This is a genomic window from Klebsiella sp. P1927 (assembly GCF_018204675.1).
Taxonomy (GTDB): domain Bacteria; phylum Pseudomonadota; class Gammaproteobacteria; order Enterobacterales; family Enterobacteriaceae; genus Klebsiella; species Klebsiella pneumoniae.
Window position 1 is genome coordinate 4,518,383 of record NZ_CP073377.1, and the last position, 14,152, is coordinate 4,532,534.

Genomic DNA, 14,152 nt, shown 5'->3' on the forward strand with positions numbered 1-14,152 from the left:
GTGATGTAATTAAAGCGAGCGCTGTAGGATGTCAGTCTGCGGGGCGCAGCCGGGCCTTCAGCTCTTCGGGAGTAAACGGCGGATCTCGCCGGTGCAGCATTGCATGGCAATTGGGACATACCGGGATCAGATCGGTTTCAGGGTTCAGACGGTAGTCCTGCTTGATCCCGGCCAGCGGAATGAGATGGTGGATATGGATAAAACCCTGGCCGATTTCGCCATAGCGGCTGGCCATATCCAGACCGCATACCTGACACCGGCAGCCATGCAGGCGAAGCGCCGCCTGACGAGCCTGACGGTCGCGCTCATAGCGATTGACCACCACCTGCATCGCCGCCCCTTCCACGAACTCCATAGTCGTCTGTCCCTCATCGGGGAAAAGCGCAACCTCGTCATCGCCAGCGCCCTGCGACGCGATCGTAAATCCTTGATCCAGTAACAGACGCACGCATTTGGATTTAATCCCTCCGCTGAAATCCGCCGGGGTAAATTCCGTTCCCGTGGCAAGCGTGGCCGCTAACCCGACGATGGCTTTTGAAGGATACCGACGCCCCTCAAACTCGATCTCGTACAGACGCGCGCTTTTAAACTGATGCGCAACGCCTGCATCGTAAGCGCGAATGGCAGCGATGATGCATTCCCTGGATAAATGGTCCGGTAGTTTTTTCATAAGACATAGCTATCTGATGGCGCGAAGCTTGAGTATAAATAGAAAGCTATGGGCTTTTCGAACAAATAACTAGCAGTGATAGTTAAATAGCGATCCACGTAGAATCGCCGCATCTGGTGGGTTGATCGGCAAGGATTTTGCGAGCATCATCGCATTTATTTAGCTGCCAATGTAACGCTATGCCCTCCAGCACGACCCTGCAACACGCGATCGAGAACATCACTATCTGGCGCAAAGGCGAACAGCGTGCGCCGCATAAGCCACTGTTACTGCTGTACGTCCTTTCCCAGTACCAGCGCGGCCATGCGCGGATGTTCGACTACGCCTCGGAGATACGCGATGAGCTGCATAGCCTGCTGGAACGCTTTGGCCCACAGCGCCGCCAGTACCGGCCGGACATGCCGTTCTGGCGCCTGAAAGGCGACGGCTTCTGGGAGCTGCACAACAGCGAGCAGTGCTCAATCCAGGGCAGCCGAAAGCCGCCCGGCAAAGAGCTGGAGCTCTGTCACGTCGCCGGCGGCTTCGATGAGCCGCATTTTGCGTTACTCAACAGAAATAAGAGGCTGATCAATACCCTCGCCCATCAGATCCTCGAGGCGCACTTTCCGGAGAGTATTCAGGAAGAACTGGCAGAAGAGATGGGGTTTGATCTGCTGCAGATCCGCAAAGAGCGCGACCCGCATTTTCGCCAGCAGGTGCTGCGCGCCTATAACTATGAGTGCGCGATCTGCGGCTTCAATATGCGCCATGATAATACCTCCGTCGCCCTGGAAGCGGCCCATATCAAATGGAAGCAGCACGGCGGCCCATGCGAAATCCCTAACGGCCTGGCGCTCTGCGCGATTCACCATAAGGCTTTTGATAAAGGATCCATTGGTCTGGATGAGGATATGCGCATCCAGGTTTCGCCAGCGGTGAACGGCGGAGGCATCGTTGGCAGGCTGTTCTGGGATTTTGATGGTAAGCCGATTACCTTGCCGCAGGGGAAAGAATGTTATCCCCAGGAGGGGTTTGTGGCATGGCACCGGCGGGAGGTGTTCAGGGGGTAAGGGGGGATGGTGATAAGCGGGTTTCGATGCTGCCTTCTCGCTCCTGAACATCAACAGCTCCTTTCGTGTCTGCGCCACCATCGTCTTTAAGACACATATACGGAGGAATTGGCATCTCATTTGCTCCTTATCGTTGAAATTAGCTGCAATGTAATAATGTAGAGTACAGCTGAAAGGAATATTACTATTATCAGTGATATATAAAAGAAAGTGTCATACATCGTATCGGCGTTCACACTCCCGAACAAGAAGTGGCAAATATCCCTTGCGATATCATAATCGAGATAGATTTCCGGCCTTGGAAGTGCACGTCCCAGAACCAAAAACAGCAATATAAAATAAATAATCTTACTGATTTTACGGGCAAGCGTTATTAGAGCCACTGGCAACAACCTCCACCCAACCGCGAGCCATCAGGGAACGGATGCAGGGAACCTGTACTAACGATGTATTCATAAGCGCATTCCGGATCATGGCAAAATCAGAATTATGGGCGATAGTAATACAACCCTCGGAAACCGTACCCGGATGCAAACGGAAGTTACCACGTTTCACACCCTCTACCCACGTCTCATCGTCAATTCCGCGGTCGTCACGCCATAACGCAAACCAATCGCTATTCCCCCGCCGTAGTTCGCGGCAGGACGTAATGAAACGATTGGTATTAGCCCTGCTTTTATTTATTTTCAAAGAATCGGCTGTAGCCCCCGCTCTCACGCCGGAAGCGGATATCACTCTGGTGAATCCGTCAATGTTTGCTCGTGAAGGATATCGACGGCACAACATGATGCTGTCGATGTGTTCACATAAACCGCCTGTTCATGAGTCATAACCCGTTTCTGCCATGAACAAGTCAGAGCAAATACATATAAACCAATAATTTTAACATCCAAATTTTTTGCGTATCCAATCACTTATCGAATACTTATATGCGCTTTATTATTTATTAAATTAATACATCTCACACCAAGATAATTCATCATAATAATCAACCGTAAAGTGATATACTATGCTGTTTTAAGCCTTATTTAAATCAATGGTTCAAAATCATTTTGCAATACAATTTGTAACAATTAGGTTATAGTAACACTTATCAAGTTACTTATTCTCTTGTAAATTACCATCGATTATTTCTTGCAAAAATGATGTACATCCTCAGTCATTTATTTAAACATAGGATAGCTATATGGCAGACATAGAAGGGATAGCGCGGAAGTTATATAACATCATTATCTCTCCTGATACAGTTACAGGGCTTATCAATGGTGGATTATCTGTTCCTTTAGATTATGGTTATCTGATTTACGGTATCTTTGATACGGATACAAGATATGAACGTGAAACAGAAAGAATCCGTATGATGACCGCGATAAGACATGACATTCTTAACTATGAAAATATCGTTAATGCAGTTAAATTAATCTTTCAGTTATTTAATAAATATCTATCCGAATCAGAACAAGATAGAATATACAGAAGTGTAGTTACCTCTATCGTGGGTAGAATCTCTACGAATATTATCGCATCGAACATCGCTAAAGCCGTTATAGAAAAAACGTCATTTACTTATGTAGTATTTAAGGGGAAAGGGAATCCAATAGCCTTTTTAAGTACTATCCTCTTGTTTGGTGGAATGGCAGAGCGATCCATCAGGACGTCTGATAAACTCAGGAATGAAGAGCCCGAGGTATACTCGTTGTTAAGACCCCGCGATTATGATCTGCTTTATTTCTTATTTGCCGATGCGGTACAACCTTTTGTGGATGCCATCCATGCAGGGTACACCGAGGGCAACCCCGTATTCGACAAGATTATGAAAAGAGTGGAAGATCATTTAAATACGAATGCTAAGGCTGGGTGATATGAAAAAAATCATCACGCCACTCGTCGATATAGTTCTCTGCACCTATATTATTACCACATGCTTTATTTGCCTGACTGAGTTTAATAACTGGCAGAATAAAATAATCGCAGTGACGATTATAATCGGTAGCGCTTATATCATCGCCATTGCATTGAATAGATTACTGGGAACAAAGATAGGTGTGTTAAGCGGTATTTTTAATTTACTATCAGGCCCACTATTAATTATTGGCGCTATTGTTTGCATAGCCTTACTTGACCCGTGGCCGGTTAAGGTTATTGGTCTGTTTTTATGGGTCATTATAATGTTTTGTTTACCTTCATTTATAAATAGAGATAAGGAATAATCATGTCAAATCCAGCATATCTTTGGCTAACCGATACAAACGGCTCCCCTATAACGGGTAGTTCTCTCGTTACAGGGCGTATTGGCGCTATTGAATTAAAAGCGGTAACGCACCACCTATCCATTCCTGTGGATGGAAACACCGGGAGATTAACAGGAACCAGAGTACATACGCCTATTACGGTACAGAAAGATTTTGATAAAACAACGCCCCTTTTATACAAAGCGCTGAGTGAGAACCAAACATTAAAGTCGGCAACCATAAAGATGTATCAGATCCTTGATGCAGGTGTTGAAAGCGAATATTTTAATATTACATTAGAGAATGTAAAAGTAACCGGAATTACCCCCAACTTATTTCCTGATTCTGGTACAGGTACGCACAGCGAGACGATTCAGTTAAGGTATGAGGCCATCACCTGGAAACATTGCGATGGGAATATCATTTACAAAGATTCCTGGAACCACAGGGCAACGGCATAAATTCCCCTTAGACTAAAGGCCATTCAAAAAAGTGGCCTTTTCTGAGTTCAACTGATTATTTAAACCACCCTCGCCAAACAAGCCATCCAAATGCAACCGCATGGTTTGGAGGCATAGTATCTTGAAGCTATACCTCCTTGAGTAGCGCTAAATTAATTCAACACATTCGATACCTGCATTGCGATAAGCCCCTATAACTTCCGCTGCTCCAGGCTGGAATAAATCGTTTTAATTTCCGCTTGTAAGCTTTCGCCACGGTATACCATCGACGTATCGTATCGTTTGTACTTCTCATCACGCGTAGCGCTAAACCAGTTGAACGATCCTATGCACAGCAGCCCTTCATCACCAATCACGATTTTACTGTGAACACGGTTGACCAACATAGTCACAATGCCCAGCGCATTTAGTTTTTCCACTGCATCATTAAGGCGCTGCTGTTTTGCTTTGCGCTTTTCATAACTGACGTTTTGGGTATTAAAGCTTTTATCCGTTACGACAGTAATGTCGATACCACTTTAAGCACACCTGTTTTAGTTCCACGCACTTTTTGAGAGTTCCGGTTTTTCAGCCATCAGCCGGTACTCTTCCGGCGTCAGGTTGTTCAGGGACTCATGAGGCCGCTCGTTGTTATATTCTATCAGCCAGCGCTCGGTAATTTCCCGTGCTTCATTCAGTGTTCTGAACAGGTAAAAATCCAGAATTTCTGTCCGGTATGTCCGGTTGAACCGTTCGATAAAAGCATTTTGTGTAGGTTTACCCGGTTTAATAAATTCGAGCTGCACGCCATGTTCTTCGGCCCATTGTGCCAGTGCCCGCGAGACCAGTTCTGGCCCGTTGTCCATCCGCATTTTCAGCGGATAGCCGCGGTTTGCCACGATCCTGTCCAGCACCCGGATGATTCGCTGAGCCGGGATATTCCGGTTGATTTCTATCGCCAGTGCTTCACGGTTAAAATCGTCCACCACATTGAAGGTCCGGAAGCGTCTGCCGCAGACCAACGCGTCGTACATAAAATCGATGGGCCAGCTCTGGTTTAACGCTTGCGGTGTCGCCAGGGGTGCTGAATTACGCACTGGCAGCCGCTGTTTTCCCTTGCGACGAAAATTCAGTTTCAGCAGGCAATAAATCCGGTGAACACATTTATGGTTCCAGGTATTGCCCTGCCTGCGCAGCAGCTGGAACAGCTTCTTAAAACCGTAGCGCGGATAGCGTTCTGCCAGTTCAGTCAGCGCGTGGATCTCGGGTTCATCACGCCGGGTATCGGGCTAATAAAAATACACCGTCCTGCTCAGCGATAACGTCCTGCAGGCCTGGCGTAAACTTATGGCAAATTGCGTCGTCAGATAGCTGACGAGTTCACGCTTTATCGCTGGTTTTAAAGGGAAGGTGCGAACAAGTTCCTGATATGAGATCATCATATTCATCCGGAGCGCATCCCAGAGGGACATCATGAGCCATCAACTCACCTTCGCCGATAGTGAATTCAGCACTAAGCGCCGTCAGACCCGAAAAGAGATTTTCCTCTCCCGCATGGAGCAGATTCTGCCATGGCAGAATATGACCGCTGTCATCGAGCCGTTTTATCCCAAGGCGGGCAATGGCCGACGGCCCTATCCGCTGGAGACCATGCTGCGTATTCACTGCATGCAGCATTGGTACAACCTGAGCGACGGTGCCATGGAAGATGCCCTGTACGAAATCGCCTCCATGCGCCTGTTTGCCCGATTATCCCTGGATAGCGCCCTGCCGGATCGCACCACCATCATGAATTTCCGCCACCTGCTCGAGCAGCATCAACTGGCCCGTCAATTGTTCAAGACCATCAATCGCTGGCTGGCCGAAGCAGGCGTCATGATGACCCAAGGCACTTTGGTGGATGCCACCATCATTGAGGCACCCAGCTCTACCAAGAACAAAGAGCAGCAACGCGATCCGGAGATGCATCAGACCAAGAAAGGCAATCAGTGGCACTTTGGCATGAAGGCCCACATTGGTGTCGATGCCAAGAGTGGCCTGACCCACAGCCTGGTCACCACCGCGGCCAACGAGCATGACCTCAATCAGCTGGGTAATCTGCTGCATGGAGAGGAGCAATTTGTCTCAGCCGATGCCGGCTACCAAGGAGCGCCACAGCGCGAGGAGCTGGCCGAGGTGGATGTGGACTGGCTGATCGCCGAGCGTCCCGGCAAGGTAAAAACCTTGAAGCAGCATCCGCGCAAGAACAAAACGGCCATCAACATCGAATACATGAAAGCCAGCATCCGTGCCAGGGTGGAGCACCCGTTTCGCATCATCAAGCGGCAGTTCGGCTTCGTGAAAGCCAGATACAAGGGGCTGCTGAAAAACGATAACCAACTGGCGATGTTATTCACCCTGGCCAACCTGTTTCGGGTGGACCAAATGATACGTCAGTGGGAGAGATCTCAGTAAAAACCGGAAATAACGCCAGAAATGGTGGAAAAAATAGCCTAAATAGGCTGATTCGATGTGTTTGCGGGAAAAAAATCGGCCCAGATCCGCGAAATTTTAATCAACGAGTCAGCTTGGGAAGAAATGACCTGCTTATTCGCACTTTCCCTAAATGTTCAGAAGTGTGAATATATGCTGCACGTACATTATTACGCTCTGAATGACTCAGTTGGCGTTCTATAGCATCATCACTCCATAAACCCGATTCCCCCAGCGCGCCGCGCGCCATCGTCCTGAATCCATGCCCACAGACCTCTGTTTTCGTATCATAGCCCATAGCACGCAACGCACCGTTTACTGTGTTTTCACTCATGACCTTCGTTGCGTCGTGATCTCCCGGAAAAAGTAGCTCTTTATCACCACTGATTTGCTTAAGCTGCTCTAACAACACTATAGCTTGTCGACTAAGCGGAACTATATGTTCCTCTTTCATCTTCATGCCGCGGTAGGAGTAACGTACGCCTTTAATTTCTTCACGCTTTGCAGGTATACGCCAAAGAGATTTAGCAAAATCGAATTCATCCCAACGTGCAAAACGGAGTTCACTGGAACGTACAAAAGTGAGCAATGAAAGCTCTACGGCGATCCGTGTCATTACACGACCACGATATGCCGCCAGACGAGCAAGAAATTCAGGGAAACGGCTAGAGGGTAAAGCTGGATAGTGTCTTGCTTTGGTTGTTGATAAAGCACCAGCCATATCACTGGCCGGGTTTGAGTCTATGTAATCGTTCTGAACGGCATAGCGCATAATGGCCGTTACACGCTGCTGAAGACGCTGCGCGACGTCATGTTTGCCACTGGCATCAACTTTTTTAATCGGGGCTAACAGGTGGCTGGTTTTGAGCTGGCGAATGTCGGACGAACCGATATGAGGGAAGATATAAAGCTCAAGATAGCGAAGAACGCGCGATCGATGGTCTTCACTCCATCGCTTGTTACTGGCATGCCATTCGCGAGCAATTGTTTCGAAAGTATATGCCCCCGAATTCTCGGCCTGAGCTTCTTTCTGTTCGGCTTTTGGGTCAATGCCCTGTACTAACAGCTTTTTAGCTTCGTCGCGCTTGGTTCTTGCCTGAGCAAGCGTCACAGTTGGCCAAACACCAAAAGCAAGGCGATCCTCTTTTTTGTCAGAGGGGCGTCTGTATTTCATGCGCCAGTATTTAGACCCCTTAGCCGAAACTTCGAGATACAAACCGCCGCCATCAGCCATTTTGTAGGTTTTGTCTTTGGGCTTTGCGGTCTCTACCTGCCTGGCGTTGAGCTTCATTTTGGGGGCACATTTCTAATCGAAGTTAAGATGCCCCCAATTATGCCCCCAATGACATCCGGATTTCAACGGACAACCTCGGACGACTCAGGACGTAAAAATCGCTGCAAGCATTGATTTTTAAGGGATAATTGGACTTTCTCGGATGGTCTTGGAAGTACTAATGGTGCCGAAGGCCGGACTCGAACCGGCACGTATTTCTACGGTTGATTTTGAATCAACTGCGTCTACCGATTTCGCCACTTCGGCACTGAAGGGGATGCGGAAACGTTCTGGATTATACCTGTCGGCGGCGGTCATGCAAGCGACAGCGTGTCGTCATTGCGCTAAGTGTTGAAAAAAACAGCGCTATCCTGCGCGGCGTCAGCTTTTACCGCCGTTCCGGGGCGCGACTGCCATCAGCAACCCTCCTCTCACAACCCCCACAACCCCAGCACCACCTGCCAGCCACTCCCCTTTCCCCTTGCCCCCCAAACTTCACTCAAAGTCATCTCTATTTTTTCTCACACCATTCTCACCCGAATCACTCAACCCACCCATCCCCAATATCCACTCCCCAACTATTCCCCCCACCCCACCCACCCGCATTCCCATATATTCCAGAAAGTTTTAATCAATGCCTTTTTATTACTCACCCACTCCGCAGTCAAATATTAATTTCATCAATATTTTTATAACTTTACATTAATGAAAAGTTTTCTTTTTGCCGTTTAATCCAGGATTTTCCTCAGGCGTGAAGGGTTCCGGTAAACACTATTTTTACTAGTCGCTGTACGAGTCTTGATGGACATATTCACTCGATGAATTAACTCAGGAGAATACTTGTGACGACGTTAAAACCTTTGCTGGCCCGCAACCGCAGCTGGGCGCTGCAGAAGTGTCAGCATGATCCGGACTATTTCGAAAAATGGGTCGACGGGCAGCGGCCCCACTCGCTGTGGATCGGCTGCTCCGACAGCCGCGTGCCCGCCGAGGTGCTCACCGGCAGCCAGCCCGGCGAGCTCTTTGTCCACCGCAATATCGCCAACATGCTCGATCCCGCCGACGACAACGTCATGAGCGTCCTGCAGTATGCCCTCGACTACCTTGAGGTGGAGCGGGTGGTGCTCTGCGGCCACTACGGCTGCGGCGGGGTGCAGGCGGCGCTCTCCCTGCCCACTCTGCCGCTGGCGCAGGAATCCTCGGCGCTGGCTCGCCGCATCGGCCAGCTGCGCCACACCCTGCATCACGAAATTGCGCAGATCGCCGATGACTGTTGTGTTGCGGCCTCCCCCGGCGCCAGCACCAGCGCCAGCGCCAACGCGGAGCGCTCTCGCCATGCGCTGGACGCCCTGGTGGAAGCCAACGTTCGCGCCCAGTTCGCCCCTCTGCTGGAGAGTGAACCGGTGCAGACGGTGCTCGCCAGCGGGCGACCGCTCAGCCTGCACGGCTGCGTCTACGATCTGGCTTCCGGCCATTTAACCACCCTCGTCGAACACCTCTCACCGCAGGAGCACGCCCCATGAACACGCTTCGTCAGGACTCTCTCGCCGGCATCGTCGTCTTCCTTGTCGCCCTGCCGCTGTGCCTCGGCATCGCCCAGGCCAGCGGCTTACCGCCCTTCGTCGGCCTGCTGACCGGCATCATCGGCGGCCTGGTCGTCACTGCCCTCAGCCCCTCCCGCTTCGCCGTCAGCGGCCCCGCCGCCGGACTGGTCACCATCGTCGTCGCCGCTATTGAATCCCTGGGTTCCTTCTCCCTCTTCCTGATGGCGCTGGCGCTGGCCGGCGTGCTGCAGCTGCTGTTCGGCATCCTGCGGGCCGGGCGCTTTATCTCGCTGGTTCCCGCCAGCGTCATCAAAGGCATGCTGGCGGCGATCGGCATCCTGCTGATTATTCAGCAGATCCCCGTCGCGCTCGGCAGCGCAGAAGAGACCGGGCTCGTTGATATCGTGAAGGGTAACGCCACCTTCTCCCTCAGTGCTATCGCCGTCGCCGCGGGCGGTCTGCTGGTGCTCTGGCTGTGGGGCTCGCCGCTTATTCGCCGGGTGAAGAGCCTGCGCTGGATCCCCGGGCCGCTGATCGCCGTCCTGCTCGGCTGCGTGACCACCCTGCTGCTGACCCATTTTGCGCCGCAGCAGCTGGCCGCCCTACCGCGTATTACCCTGCCGGCGTTCGGCAGCCTCGGCGACCTGCTGGGCGAGCTGGAGTCTCCCGCATGGAGCGCGTGGCGCAATCCGTCGGTGTGGGTGGTGGCGGTGACCCTGGCGCTGGTCGCCAGCCTCGAAACCCTGCTCAGCCAGGAGGCGCTGAAAAAGCTGCGCCCGCAAAATCCGCCGCCTTCGCCGAACCGTGAAATGGTCGCCCAGGGCGTGGGCAATCTGCTCTCCGGCGTGCTGGGGGCGATGCCGATCACCGCGGTGATCGTCCGCAGCTCGGTGAACGTCAGCAATGGCGCGCAGAGCAAACTGTCGATCTTTATCCACGGCGTGCTGCTGCTGATCTGCGGCCTGTGGTTCAGCGGCCTGCTAACCTTAATCCCGCTCGCCAGCCTCGCCGCCGTGCTGCTCTATACCGGCTATAAGCTGGCGACCCCGCGGCTGTTCATCGAGCAGTTCCGCCAGGGGGCGGCGCAGTACGTCCCGTTCCTCGCCACCATCGGCGGGATTATCGCCTGCGGCATGCTGGCGGGGATCGGGATTGGTCTTGCCACCCAGATGGCATTCAGTCTCTGGCGCAGCCATCGCCACTCGCTGCAGCTGGCGCGCTACGATGACCACTACGTGCTGCGCATCCAGCAGAATCTGACCTTTATGCACAATCCGCATCTGCTGGCCCTGCTGGCGAAGATTCCGGAAAAGAGCGTGGTGATCGTCGAGCACGACAGCGTCGGCTATCTCGACCCGGACGTGCGGGCGGTGCTGGATGATTTTGCCGAGAACGCCCCGCAGCGCGGCATCCGCCTTAATCAGTGGCCGCTGGCCAGCCGCTGACCTTAACGGGCGGCTGGTCCGCCCGCTTCGCGACCCCTCCGATTGCCAAGCGCCTGGGAATACCATGCTCTACACTTTCTGGGTTATCACGCCAACCCCAAGGAAATGAACATGACCATCATTAAAAGCTACGCCGCCAAAGAAGCGGGCGCCGATCTGTCGCTGTGGGAATACGATGCCGGCGAGCTACAGCCGGAAGATGTCGAAGTTGAAGTGGAATACTGCGGGATCTGCCATTCAGACCTGTCGATGATCGACAACGAATGGGGGATGTCGAGCTACCCGCTGGTGGCCGGTCACGAGGTGATTGGCCGGGTGGCGGCGCTGGGCAGCGCGGCGCAGGATAAAGGGCTGAAGATTGGCCAGAAGGTCGGCATCGGCTGGACGGCGCGCAGCTGCGGCCATTGCGACGCCTGCATCAGCGGCAACCAGATCAACTGTCTGGAAGGCTCGGTGCCGACCATTCTCAACCGCGGCGGCTTCGCCAATAAGCTGCGCGCCGACTGGCAGTGGGTGATCCCCCTGCCGGAGAGCATCGATCTGGCGTCCGCCGGCCCGATGCTGTGCGGCGGCATCACCGTCTTTAAACCGCTGCTGACCCACCACGTCACCGCCACCAGCCGCGTCGGGGTGATCGGCATCGGCGGCCTCGGCCATATCGCCATTAAGCTGCTGCGGGCGATGGGCGCGGAAGTGACCGCCTTCAGCTCCAACCCGGCCAAAGAGCAGGAAGTGCTGGCGATGGGCGCCGATCGCGTGGTCAACAGCCGCGATCCGGAAGCCTTAAAAGCGCTGGCCGGTCAGTTCGACCTGATCATCAACACCGTGGCGGTGGACCTCGACTGGCAGCCGTACTTCGAAGCCCTGGCTTACGGCGGCAACTTCCATACCGTCGGCGCGGTGATGAAGCCGTTCCCGGTGCCGGCCTTTACCCTGATCGGCGGCGACCGCAGCATCTCCGGCTCGGCGACCGGTAATCCGTCCGAACTGCGCACGCTGATGAAGTTTGCCGGGCGCAGCAAAGTGGCTCCGACCACCGAGCTGTTCCCGATGTCGCAAATTAACGAAGCGCTGAAGCACGTTCGCGAAGGCAAAGCCCGCTACCGCGCGGTGCTGAAAGCCGACTTCTGATGATTCTCTCCCGCCGGGCGGCCCGCTCGCCCGGCGTTTTCCCCGTTGCTTCATCAAACCGTCATCTCCCCGCCATGCCTCTGTAGTCATTGCTTCCCACAATCCGGGCTTCGATAAATGGCTGAACGAGATGCGCGTCACCATGAGAAAGACCTGGCTTCCCTGGCTGATCCTGTCGCCTTCCCTGCTGTTTTTACTGCTGTTTACCTGGTTCCCGCTGGGGCGTTCGGTGTATGACAGCCTGTTTGATACCCGCATGGCCAGCGACGGCGCGCAGTACGTCGGGCTGGATAACTTCTCCCGCCTGTTTGCCGACGGCGTTTTCTGGCAGTCGCTGGTCAATAATCTGCTCTATATCCTGCTGACGGTAGTGCCCGGGGTGACCCTCGCCCTGCTGCTGGCGGTGGCGCTGAGCGAGAACCATCGCGTCAACCGCTGGCTGCGCACCGCCTTTTTCTTCCCGATGATTATCCCGATGGTCAGCGCCGCCGCGCTGTGGCTGTTTATCTTTATGCCCGGCCTCGGCCTGCTCGACCACTATCTGGCGAAGCTGTTCGGGCCGATGAACAACAACTGGCTGGGACGCAGCAACAGCGCGCTGCTGGCCCTGGCGCTGATCGGCGTGTGGAAGTTCGCCGGCTACTACATGCTGTTTTTCCTCGCCGGGCTGCAGAGCATTCCGGCCTCGACGCGGGAAGCGGCGCTGATGGAGGGGGCTACCCGCACGCAGGTCTTTTTTAAGGTCACGCTACCGCTGCTGCGCCCGACCCTGAGCTTTGTGATCACCACCGCGCTGATCTACTCCATCACCCAGATAGACCACGTGGCGGTGATGACCCGCGGCGGGCCGGACAACGCCACCACCGTGCTGCTCTATTACATCCAGAATCTCGCCTGGGATACCCACGACCTCGGTAAAGCCTCCGCCGCCACCTTCCTCACCCTGGCCGGGCTGTTCGCCTTCTCGCTGATTAACCTGAAACTGCTGGAGAAAGGAGCCCACTATGAGCGCTGAAATCTCGCCGCTGCTGGTCCGCACGCCCGCCGCCGCCCGTCCGCTGTGGCTGCGCCTGCGCCGCTCGTCGCCCTTTACGCTCACAGTATTAATGTGCTGCCTGGCGCTGCTGTGGGTCAGCCCGTTTATCTGGATGCTGGCGACCTCGTTCAGCGCCACCACCTTCGGCGACGATATGGCGTCGCTGCTGCCCCGCCTGCCGCTGACTCTCGATAACTTCCGCGACGCCTGGAACAGCGCCGACTGGCTGAGCCTGTACGCCAACACCCTTATCTTCACCTTCGGCACCTTCTTCGTGCAGCTGTTGACCATCACCACCGCCGGCTACGTCTTCGCCTGCCACGAGTTTCGCGGCAAGCAGACGCTGTTTCTCCTGTTCCTGGTGCAGCTGATGATCATGCCGGTGGTGATGATGGTGCCGAACATGCTGACCCTGAAAACCTTCGGCCTGCTCAACACCCTCACCGGGGTGATGATGCCCTACTTCACCTCGGCGTTCGGCGTGTTCCTGATGCGTCAGGCGTTCCTCGCCATTCCGAAAGAGCTGGAGGAGGCGGCGCTGATGGAGGGCTGCCGCTGGTGGCAGGTGCTGTTCCGCGTACTGCTGCCGATGTCCTGGCCGTCGGTGCTGGCCTTCGCCACCGTCAGCATTACCTACCACTGGAACGAGTACCTGTGGCCGCTGATGATGCTCAACGATCCCGATAAGCAGGTGCTGACCGTCGGGCTGGTCTCTTTCGCCATGGGCGCCGAATCCGGCGGCCAGTGGGGCACCATCGGCGCCGGGACGCTGATGGTCTGCCTGCCGCTGATGCTGGCGTTCATCCTTTTTCAGAAACAGTTCCTGCGGAGCTTCGGCTTCTCCGGGATCAAATAAGGAGT

14 protein-coding genes, 1 tRNA gene and 4 pseudogenes are annotated in these 14,152 nt (G+C 53.9%); 11 read left to right on the forward strand and 8 right to left on the reverse strand.

Features of this window, described 5'->3' with window-relative positions; genetic code table 11:
* Nucleotides 1-31 precede the first annotated feature (31 nt).
* Nucleotides 32-670 carry an HNH endonuclease gene (locus KB892_RS22615; protein ID WP_002887060.1) on the reverse strand — a complete coding sequence of 213 codons (639 nt, stop codon included), beginning with the start codon at nt 668-670 and terminating at the stop codon, nt 32-34.
* 179 nt (nt 671-849) lie between these two features.
* On the opposite strand from KB892_RS22615, the gene KB892_RS22620 reads away from it, so the two are divergent.
* Entirely contained in the window at nt 850-1,719 is an 870-nt protein-coding gene (locus KB892_RS22620; RefSeq protein ID WP_002887059.1) for a phosphorothioated DNA-binding restriction endonuclease, read from the forward strand.
* Between the two features lie 22 nt (nt 1,720-1,741).
* Here the strand turns inward: KB892_RS22620 and KB892_RS22625 are convergent.
* The 3 genes and pseudogenes from KB892_RS22625 to KB892_RS22630 all read right to left on the reverse strand — a co-directional run.
* Nucleotides 1,742-1,834: pseudogene (locus KB892_RS22625) on the reverse strand (type VI secretion system tube protein Hcp); the annotation flags it as partial.
* A 1-nt stretch (nt 1,835) separates the two neighbouring features.
* The gene (locus tag KB892_RS31235; RefSeq protein WP_002887057.1) at nt 1,836-2,102 is read right to left on the reverse strand and encodes a hypothetical protein; all 267 of its coding nucleotides are present in this window, start codon (nt 2,100-2,102) and stop codon (nt 1,836-1,838) included.
* Complete coding sequence (locus KB892_RS22630) at nt 2,077-2,454, reverse strand: DUF2778 domain-containing protein (RefSeq protein ID WP_016197693.1); 378 nt, start codon at nt 2,452-2,454, stop codon at nt 2,077-2,079. The genes KB892_RS31235 and KB892_RS22630 overlap by 26 nt, the downstream gene beginning before the upstream one ends.
* Before the next feature lie 451 nt (nt 2,455-2,905).
* Here KB892_RS22630 and KB892_RS22635 point away from each other — a divergent pair, with 451 nt between their 5' ends.
* The 3 genes from KB892_RS22635 to KB892_RS22645 are packed head-to-tail and all read left to right on the forward strand — an operon-like array spanning nt 2,906 to nt 4,411.
* Nucleotides 2,906-3,580, forward strand: coding sequence for a hypothetical protein (locus tag KB892_RS22635; protein ID WP_004152211.1), 675 nt, complete (start codon nt 2,906-2,908; stop codon nt 3,578-3,580).
* Nucleotide 3,581: 1 nt separating this feature from the next.
* Entirely contained in the window at nt 3,582-3,929 is a 348-nt protein-coding gene (locus KB892_RS22640; RefSeq protein ID WP_004199257.1) for a hypothetical protein, read from the forward strand.
* Between the two features lie 2 nt (nt 3,930-3,931).
* Nucleotides 3,932-4,411: an Hcp family type VI secretion system effector gene (locus KB892_RS22645; RefSeq protein ID WP_002887049.1), complete on the forward strand. Its 480-nt coding sequence runs from the start codon at nt 3,932-3,934 to the stop codon at nt 4,409-4,411.
* Between the two features lie 191 nt (nt 4,412-4,602).
* Here the strand turns inward: KB892_RS22645 and KB892_RS22650 are convergent.
* Together KB892_RS22650 and KB892_RS22655 are read right to left on the reverse strand one after the other, a co-directional pair.
* Nucleotides 4,603-4,926: pseudogene (locus KB892_RS22650) on the reverse strand (phospholipase D-like domain-containing protein); the annotation flags it as partial.
* Between the two features lie 18 nt (nt 4,927-4,944).
* A pseudogene (locus tag KB892_RS22655) lies at nt 4,945-5,796 on the reverse strand (IS3 family transposase); the annotation flags it as partial.
* A gap of 67 nt (nt 5,797-5,863) precedes the next feature.
* Here KB892_RS22655 and KB892_RS22660 point away from each other — a divergent pair.
* Together KB892_RS22660 and KB892_RS31550 are read left to right on the forward strand one after the other, a co-directional pair.
* Entirely contained in the window at nt 5,864-6,844 is a 981-nt protein-coding gene (locus KB892_RS22660) for an IS5-like element ISKpn26 family transposase (protein WP_000019445.1), read from the forward strand.
* Nucleotides 6,826-7,011 (forward strand): hypothetical protein, encoded by a 186-nt coding sequence (locus KB892_RS31550; protein ID WP_141243603.1) that lies wholly within the window; start codon nt 6,826-6,828, stop codon nt 7,009-7,011. Before KB892_RS22660 ends, KB892_RS31550 begins: the two co-directional genes overlap by 19 nt.
* Here KB892_RS31550 and KB892_RS22665 read toward each other — a convergent pair.
* Both KB892_RS22665 and KB892_RS22670 read right to left on the reverse strand, forming a co-directional pair.
* Nucleotides 6,978-8,153 (reverse strand): annotated as a pseudogene (locus tag KB892_RS22665) (tyrosine-type recombinase/integrase); the annotation flags it as partial. The gene KB892_RS31550 and the pseudogene KB892_RS22665 sit on opposite strands and share 34 nt — an antisense overlap.
* A gap of 164 nt (nt 8,154-8,317) precedes the next feature.
* Nucleotides 8,318-8,402 (reverse strand) — tRNA-Leu (locus KB892_RS22670).
* A gap of 575 nt (nt 8,403-8,977) precedes the next feature.
* On the opposite strand from KB892_RS22670, the gene KB892_RS22675 reads away from it, so the two are divergent.
* From KB892_RS22675 to KB892_RS22695, 5 genes are all read left to right on the forward strand, one after another.
* Complete coding sequence (locus KB892_RS22675) at nt 8,978-9,658, forward strand: carbonic anhydrase (RefSeq protein ID WP_004152196.1); 681 nt, start codon at nt 8,978-8,980, stop codon at nt 9,656-9,658.
* Entirely contained in the window at nt 9,655-11,124 is a 1,470-nt protein-coding gene (locus tag KB892_RS22680; protein ID WP_004152195.1) for a SulP family inorganic anion transporter, read from the forward strand. The genes KB892_RS22675 and KB892_RS22680 overlap by 4 nt, the downstream gene beginning before the upstream one ends.
* A gap of 111 nt (nt 11,125-11,235) precedes the next feature.
* Nucleotides 11,236-12,255: an NADPH-dependent aldehyde reductase Ahr gene (gene ahr / locus KB892_RS22685; protein WP_004177639.1), complete on the forward strand. Its 1,020-nt coding sequence runs from the start codon at nt 11,236-11,238 to the stop codon at nt 12,253-12,255.
* A gap of 130 nt (nt 12,256-12,385) precedes the next feature.
* Complete coding sequence (locus KB892_RS22690) at nt 12,386-13,270, forward strand: carbohydrate ABC transporter permease (protein WP_004152194.1); 885 nt, start codon at nt 12,386-12,388, stop codon at nt 13,268-13,270.
* Complete coding sequence (locus KB892_RS22695; RefSeq protein WP_002886980.1) at nt 13,260-14,147, forward strand: carbohydrate ABC transporter permease; 888 nt, start codon at nt 13,260-13,262, stop codon at nt 14,145-14,147. The genes KB892_RS22690 and KB892_RS22695 overlap by 11 nt, the downstream gene beginning before the upstream one ends.
* The last annotated feature ends 5 nt before the right edge of the window (nt 14,148-14,152 follow it).

Bases quoted from the DNA above. Each gene is read 5' to 3' on its own strand.
- KB892_RS22615 (WP_002887060.1), bottom strand. From the start codon at position 670: ATGAAAAAACTACCGGACCATTTATCCAGGGAATGCATCATCGCTGCC.
- KB892_RS22620 (WP_002887059.1), top strand. From the start codon at position 850: ATGCCCTCCAGCACGACCCTGCAACACGCGATCGAGAACATCACTATC.
- KB892_RS22635 (WP_004152211.1), top strand. From the start codon at position 2,906: ATGGCAGACATAGAAGGGATAGCGCGGAAGTTATATAACATCATTATC.
- KB892_RS22640 (WP_004199257.1), top strand. From the start codon at position 3,582: ATGAAAAAAATCATCACGCCACTCGTCGATATAGTTCTCTGCACCTAT.
- KB892_RS22645 (WP_002887049.1), top strand. From the start codon at position 3,932: ATGTCAAATCCAGCATATCTTTGGCTAACCGATACAAACGGCTCCCCT.
- KB892_RS22660 (WP_000019445.1), top strand. From the start codon at position 5,864: ATGAGCCATCAACTCACCTTCGCCGATAGTGAATTCAGCACTAAGCGC.
- KB892_RS22680 (WP_004152195.1), top strand. From the start codon at position 9,655: ATGAACACGCTTCGTCAGGACTCTCTCGCCGGCATCGTCGTCTTCCTT.
- ahr (WP_004177639.1), top strand. From the start codon at position 11,236: ATGACCATCATTAAAAGCTACGCCGCCAAAGAAGCGGGCGCCGATCTG.
- KB892_RS22690 (WP_004152194.1), top strand. From the start codon at position 12,386: ATGCGCGTCACCATGAGAAAGACCTGGCTTCCCTGGCTGATCCTGTCG.
- KB892_RS22695 (WP_002886980.1), top strand. From the start codon at position 13,260: ATGAGCGCTGAAATCTCGCCGCTGCTGGTCCGCACGCCCGCCGCCGCC.